The 7,558-nt window shown below is 58.6% G+C and carries 1 protein-coding gene; it reads right to left on the bottom strand.

All coding sequences use genetic code 11. The annotated features are described in order from the left end of the window. Positions 1–218: 218 nt before the first annotated feature. Positions 219–7,558: T1SS-143 repeat domain-containing protein (locus DBR30_RS07130; protein WP_108588261.1), on the bottom strand; the 7,340-nt coding region annotated here is incomplete at its 5' end.

Genomic DNA, 7,558 nt, shown 5'->3' with positions numbered 1-7,558 from the left:
ACCGCCTCTCCCCCGATCTGGTGATCACAGATTGCGAAACCTGCAAATGGCAGATCGAGATGAGCACCAGCTTCCGCTGTGAACATCCGATCCACCTGCTGGCCCAGGCACTGGCCTGAATCCCCCCGGCCCTTGCGGCCGTATAAAAACAATCCACGCAGAGATAAACAAAGAGCCGGCAATTGCCGGCTCTTCTTTTTTACGCTTCACACACGCTATCAGGGGTGCTGGATGATCAGGCTATGTTGATCTTCCAGCATGCTCTGCAGGATATCGTGGGACGAGGTGCTGGTGAGATTCCAGCTGGTCAAATCCACATCCTTCAGGGTGATCTGCTGGGTCACATGACCATCCCCTGCTGGCGCCACCGAGAGATTCACATCGCTCAGGCCATTGCTTCCCGTGGTCACCGAGGCTGAGAGATGCTTGAGCAGATCATCGACACCATTGCCAGTGACCCCTTGCAGCATGTCAGCCAGATCGATCTTGTCCCCCTGTTCCGGATGGAAGTCGGTGATGGTATCGATGGCGGGCTGCCCCTGACGCCCCTCATCCCCGTGCTGCCAAACGAAGAGATCGCTGCCAGCCCCGCCGGTGAGAATGTCGTTGCCATGGCCCCCCAGCAGACGGTCATCGCCGGAGGAACCAAACAGCCAATCCCCCTGATCGGAACCGACCAGCTCATGACCACTCTGGCCGTGCACCGTGATGGTCTCAAGGGGCGTGCTGACGGTTGAGCCGCCGACACTCGACTCGGCACTGATCCCCAGCACATGGTCACCGTCGCCAAAACCGCTGAAGTAGAGCGGAACCGAGTGATCGGCCGGGATCAGCCAGTCGCCATTGCCATCGGCATGACCAACGATCTGACCATGCTCGTCCTGCACCTGCGCCCCATCCAGACCGCTGATGCGGATGGAGAGTTCACCGGTGGCCGGATTGACCACGCTGGCGTTGATGCCAAGGGGGATAACGGCCCCCTGCAAGGCATGGAACGCATGCTGATCCACCGTCAGACCCGGCATATCCGGCTCGGGAGTAACCGTGATTGTCACCTGATCGGTGTCGCTCAGCGGGCCACCCACACCAGTGTTGCCCTGATCGGAGGTGGTGACGGTAAGGGTATCCTCTCCCCAGAAATCTTTGGCCGGTTCATAGTGCAGGTTGCTTGCCAGCAACTGGTTGAGATCAGCCAGCGACCCCACCAGGGTGATCTCGCTGGTACCCGCCCCCTGCACAACTACGGCGCCAGTTGCGCCCAGCAGGGTCAGTACACCATGCTCGACCCGCAGCACCATGGAGAGTGGCGCACTGCCTGCATCCACATCCTTCACGCTGACGCCGGAGAGCGACAGCGAGCCATCCTCCTTCACCGTCATGCTGCCAGGCAGCTGATTGACCGGGGCATCGTTGACCGGCTGCACTTCGATGGCTACCACGTCGGTATCGCTCAGCGCGCCTCCACTGCCGCTATTGCCAAGATCATTGGTCACCATGGTGAGCTGATCCTGACCATTGAAGTCCTGCTCACCCTGATAAGTTACCCCACCGGACAGCAGTGCATTGATGGCATCAAGCGGCCCGCTGAGCACCAGCATCCCGCTCCCGTTTCCGGTCACCGTCACCCCGCTGCCCGCTACCAGATTGAGGGTGCCATGCTCAACCGAGAGGCGAACCTCGATGGGGCTGTTGCCCGCATCCACATCTTTCACCTGCAAGCCGTAGATGACGAATGGCTGATCTTCCTCTGCAACCAGTGGGGTCGTTGGCAATACGTTGATTGGCGCATCGTTGACCGGGCTCACCTCCACATGGATGGTGCCATTGACCACAGGGCCAAGGGCGCCGTTGTCGAGGCTCTGGGCCGTGATCTTGAGATCCAGCGCACCGTTGGCATCATTGGTCACCAGCTCGACAGCGCCAAGCTTGCCCCCCTCGGTGGTCACCTGCCAGCGACCGCCACCCAGATCAACAACCGTCCCCGCCACGCCATTCGGCAAGCGGATCTCGGCACCATCAGGCACCCCTTCGATGGTGACCCGCACCTGCTCGGGCTTGTTCTCATGCACATTACCCGCACTGCCGCCGGTTGGCTGGGTATCCCGGGTCTCCAGCCCCAGATCCAGGGTGATCACATCCCCCTCGGTGCCACTCGCCTGATCCTGAATATCGGCGATGAGGGCATCCCCTACCGGCGTCACGGTGACGGTAAAGCTGCCACTGGTTTCGAGCGGAATGGTGAGCCCCTTGTCGAGGGTAAAGGCGCTCAGCGACAGCTCCACTGTGCCGCTGAAATCAGCTGGCGGGATCAGGGTCAGCTTGGAGAAATCGGTCCCCACCGGGATCTGCCAGACGCCGCCGCCATTGTTGACCGCCGGAGCCGACAGGGTGAAGCCATCCGGTACCCCCTTGATCTGCAATGCGACGATCTGCTCCGAGCCATCGTTATCGATTAGGGTTGCGCCAAATCCGGCAAGGTTGACCGTGCCATCTTCGCTCCCCGTGACGCTGTGCACCGAAAGCTGGGCCGGATCGTTGACCGGCTTGATCTCAAATTCTGCATGCCCGTTCCAGCTGGCTTGCGCCGTGCCGGTGGTGGCGGTATCCAGAATATCGACCTGGATATCGAGCGGCACCTTGCCGCTAAAGTGCTCTTTGGGCACAAACACCAGATCTTTAAGCGCCGCCACATCGTTGACCACCAGGGTGGTCAGTTGCTGGTTGCCGACCAGGAAATAGCCGAATTTGGGATCGACGGTGATGGTCACCGCCTTCACCGTCTCGAGACCACCGTCAGCCACACTCGGGCTGATATCAGCCAGTTTGACCGACAAGTCGAGGTGAATGTGGGTGTCTTCCAGATTGTCCGGCTGACCATCCCCATTCACATCCTTGACCTGCAGCGTCAGCTCGGGCTGACCATCCTGGCCACCGTTGATATCCACTTCCGGAGTAATGGAGAGAGTGACTTGCTTCTCGACCAGCTTGGTATCGCCGCTCACCGTATCGGTGTTGACTAACCGCACATTGAAACTTAGGTTGTCACCGGCATAATCCGTAGGCAGGGTCAGGGTCAACTTGTCGAGATCACCGAGGCCGCCTGGCAGCTTGATCAGATACTCGCCATTGACGAAGTCATAGGTCAGCCCCTGTACATTGACCCCTGCTGGCAGGCCGGTAATCACGATGCTGAGCTCGTCGTCAGCAATGTCTGCGGTCCCTAGAGTTACCATGCTCTTGAGCTGGGTGCCGAAGTTGACGCGATGATCTTCCACCCCGGTGATGGGGCTGGCGTTGTCGAAATAGACGTCGGCCGCAATTTGTCCAGAGTTGGTCGAGCCACTAAACTCGGCGTGGACGGTCAGCTCCCGATACACTGGCGCGCTGACATCCCCCTCGCTGTTGTCACCCAGATCGATCACTTTGGCACTGACCTTGAATGTGACGGTACCACCAGGATAACCATCGGGAGCGTGTAAAGAATAATTGCCTAGCGCACTACTCGGCACAGTCCAGTTGCCCATACCATCGTTGATCCCCCCCACCACCACGAAGCCGGGTGGCAGATCGCTGATGACCAGATAGTCGATGACTTCATCGCTGGTCGGATCCCTGTCATCGAACACGAAGACGCCATTCAAGGGAATATCCTGCCCATGGTGGCTCTCAAGCGGGCCGCCGGTCTGCACCAGCTTGCCATCGGACTCCACCACCGCCTGGATATCGACATGCAGCTGACCATCAATCACCTTGTTAGCCACTACAGTGGAGTCCACATCCCGCTGAGTCACGGTGACATGGCTCTGGATGGTGGTATCCCTGTCACTATCTTCCGGTGCTTTGACCAGCAGCTGGCCGCCGTTTAACAAGCTCTGCAGATCTGTGTCACTCAAGTCCACCGTACCGCTATTCACGGTCAGCTGGGTCTCGACCCCACCCACTCGGATCCAGATCTCGTAACCGGGCTCGATACCTGAGAGGCTAAGATGCGTCACCTTCTCGGCGCCATCGCTCAGCACTGGATGCCAGTCGAGCACCACAAACTGATCTTCCAGGCCATGGCTGGTCTTGCTGTAGTTGGTGGCATCGATCTCCGGTTCCACCTTGATGTGCAGGGGGACCTCAAAGCTCTTGTGATCACCATCGTTTTCGGTCACCACCACCTTGGCGATCAGGTCCAAATCTTCTGTGCTGTTATGGGGCGGCTGGATCACCAGATTGCCAAGATCCGACACATCGACCTGATAGGTCGGCTTGCCATGGGCATCGAGTCCGGCAAAGGTGAGCGTCAGCTCCTTGCCGCTGGCATCAAATACCCTGGCCCCTTCCGGCAGGCCACTCAGCACCAGGTTAAGGCTTTCCGAGGTATCTAACGGGGTATCAACCAGCTCACCGGACACCAGCTTGAAATTGAGCGGCGCCTGACCATCTTCTGCCACCGTGATGCTGTAGCCTTTGCCAATACCTTCATGGGTCCAGTCGGTACCATTGAGGATAAAGTCCGGTCTATCGACCACCCCCACCAGATCCACATGGAGTATCTGACTACCGGTCTCTTTCTCGTTGACCACGGAATGGGTCTGGCCACTAGCATCGGTCAAGGTCGCCGTATCTTTCACCACCCCCTTGATGATGAGGTCAAAATCAACGTTGCTGTTTTTCGGTGGTTGCAGCTTGAGTTCGCCAATCCGATCAAAAGGAACCTCATAGTAACCTGCGGCGTTCTGCGCCACGGCAACGTCCCCCAGCAACAAGGTTGCACCGGCAGGCAGGCCGCTGATGCGGACAAACATCTGCTCGGAACCATCGAGTTTGTCGTCCAGATGAGCGAGGGAGATCTTGCTGCCCAGATCGAGCGGGGTGTCTTCCTTGCCCTGAATATCACGAATGGTCAGCTTGGCGTCATCCGCCACCGGCTTGACATTGATCACCAGCTCAATCTGGTCACCTGACGCCTTGTTCAGGCCTGGTGCGACCGGAGCTTTCTCAGTACTGATCGGGGTTATCGAGAGTTTGATGTCACCACTGAAATCCTTGGCCGGGACCACGGTCACCTTGTTGATGTTGCCAGCCGAAACGGTATAGATGCCGCTGCCATTTGGTTTGAGCTCGGCACCATTGAGCATCAAAGTTCCCTTACCCGCTTCCAGCTTGATCTGGTAGGTCAACGTCTCTGAGTTGTCGGTGTCAGTCAGGCTCGCCTTGACGTCCAGCTTGATACCTGTACTGTCTTCATTGGTGTCATAGTGGCGAGTGGTGCTGGCTGTGTCCCACATCGGCTTGTCGGCCACACCGCGCACCGTCACAGCCAGCTCGCCCGTTACGGCCGCAGGTGCCGCGCCTTCGGTGACGCCGACCTGCAGTTGCACCTGGAAGTGCAGTGGTTGACCGCCATTGCTCCAGCTCGACCAGTTGCTTGAGGGCACAAAGGTCACCCCCTGAGTGGTGTAGTGAACATTGTCACTGGTCACCATGGCCGCTGGCGGCACGATAAACCACAGGCCATCAGCCGTGGTGGTGAGGGCAACGCCGTTGTAATAGAAGGTGCCATGGACATTGGTAGGCGCCTGGATCAGGAGCTGATCCACATGCTCACCGCGATCGAAGTCGCCAATATCGAGCTGCATGTCGATAGGGATACCCTGCCTAGGGTCTTGCGCCCCCTGATCTTCGTTGCCAATAGCTGCGCTAACAGTAAAGCGCACCGCTTCATCCTGCAGATTGAGGGTCAGTGTGCTGTCTGCACGATCGCCATCGCCATCGACCAGATGGGCAGTCACCACCTGACTGAGCTGACTTGCGTCGTGATTGAAACCGGCCGCAGGTTTGAAGGAGTAGGAGCCATCGGCGGAGATGGTCAGTGACCCCATCACCTGCTTGCCATCTGGGCTCATCACATCCTGCGTCAGAGAACCATTGATGGCGTACGTCTGACCATTGATGGTGACCGACTCGACACGGGCACCATCCGCACCTTCATTGGCGGTAGGCAGCAGATCGCCGGTCACGGTACTGCTCCCCTCGCTTAGGGTATGAGCCAGAACAGTGCCGATAGGCATGTCATCCTGTACCGTCACGGTCACACTGACGTTCGGACTGCGGTCGCCATCATGATCGGTGACAAACAGCGGCACTTCGATGGTCAACTCATCCTTGCCCTGTGCACCGTGATCAAGCTGGCCGACCAGATGGACGCTGTAACTGCCGTTAACATCGAGGTGGACCCAGAAAACGGGCTTGCCCCCCTCGGCCGTAGCCAAATACCAGCCGGTGCTGTGTGCTGCCAGCGTAACCGCTTTGCCACCCGACGTGAGGTGATTGGCCTGATTGAATGCAGCCACATCCAGCTCAAGGGAGGCAACCCGATCCGAACCGGCTGTGATGGTCACCTTGCCACTACCGGTTTCTCCACTCTCTGCAGGTGTGGTCCCCGGATGCTGACCGTTCACTGCATCGAGATCAGACTCCTCGACCCGAACCGGTTCAATGGCGGATATGATCGGGTTGATGCCATCAGTCACCGTGACAGTGGCGGTGCCCTGGTTTTTGCTGCCATCGCTGTCGGTGACTTCGACCGGCAAGGTCAGGTTGAGTTTGTTATCCGCCCCGTGATCCAGGTTGGTATGCACCGTCACCTGATAACCAATCTCTGCGCTGGTGTGAGCGGCGATGGTGGCGGGGACAGTGGGAATGGAGACCGTCATCACTACCAGACCACCACTGGTCACCGCCTGGAAGGTGTGACCATCGCTGCCAACCGCTTTCCAGGTCAGGGTTTCGCCGTTATGGGTGATGGGCTTGCCGCTGGCATCCATAACCTGGCTGGAAAGGGTCAGCCGCACATCAGTCACCGGATCCGAGTCGGCCTTGATGGTGATCTTGCCGCTCGCCTGCAGGTCATCAGTGGCCGAGTTGGCGCCATCGAAGCGCCCTTCATTGAGGGTTACATCGGTCAGGGTCAGGGTTGGTTTCTCCCCTTCCCCAATCTGGATATTGAGGGTGCCGCTGGTGCTGTCGTTGTTGCCGCCCGCCTTGTCGTAGTCGTTGACGATCACCTTGATGGGCAGCTCGGTCACGGCGTTAGAGCCCTGATGAAGCCCCTGATAAAGGGTGACCTGATAGTCAAACCCGTTCTTGCCAGCCTGATCGAGGCTGCCAATCAGCTTGACCTCAAACACCTCGACCCGCTGGCCATCCACCATCACATAACCCTTGATCAGCTGGCTACCGGGGATGGCGGAGTCCCCATCAACCAGCTCGTATTTGACGGGCTGGCCAAGTGCAGTGAGCGCCGGTTGCTGGCTGCCATCGGCAAAGGCCACCTCGACCACCCGATCCGACCCGGCTTGCACATCGAAGTGACCGGTTTGACTCAGGCTGTTGCTGCCGGTGAGGTCCCCCTCATCCAAGGACACGCCTTTGCCCGGAATAAAGCTCGGTGCCTTACCATCCACGATAGTGAGTGGCAACGTGGTACCAATGCGATCGCCATCCTTATCGGCCAGGGTGACGGCAAGGGGCAGGTTGAGGGATTCACTCCCCTTGTGATCCAGCTCGC

Source organism: Aeromonas sp. HMWF017, assembly GCF_003061465.1.
Taxonomy (GTDB): domain Bacteria; phylum Pseudomonadota; class Gammaproteobacteria; order Enterobacterales; family Aeromonadaceae; genus Aeromonas; species Aeromonas veronii.
Note: the sequence above shows the minus strand (reverse complement) of the source record. Positions and strands in the feature narration are given on the sequence as shown.